Here is a 312-nt window from a genome sequence, read left to right on the forward strand (position 1 = left end):
TACCACGCCGGCCACCTTGGGTTGCGGCAGTTCCTGGCGTGGTTCGCCGACGCGCAGGATGTCGCTGTGGATCGACTCGCGAATGGCGCGGGAGGCCTCGAACGCGTCCAGCGTGGTGAGCACTGCGCTCGGAATCAGTAGTTGGTAGTAGAACTCCGCGGTGCCACCGTCGACCGGGGCCAGGTGTTTGCCGTCGATGTTGTACAACAGTGGTTTGGCCGCGACGATGTCATTGTGGGTAATGGGGCGCGTTGGCAGCTCAGGCAGGTACGGTTTGCGGCCGGGCGTGGTACCGAGCATGGCCGGCTGAAG

The 312-nt window shown here is 64.4% G+C and carries 1 protein-coding gene; it reads right to left on the reverse strand.

Going from position 1 to position 312, the window contains the following annotated elements; genetic code table 11:
* On the reverse strand, positions 1–312 hold a 312-nt coding region (locus ACM6IN_RS22030), incomplete at both ends, for a hypothetical protein (protein WP_414916705.1).

The sequence above is a fragment of the Pseudomonas sp. IT-P395 genome (assembly GCF_949767675.1).
GTDB lineage: Bacteria > Pseudomonadota > Gammaproteobacteria > Pseudomonadales > Pseudomonadaceae > Aquipseudomonas.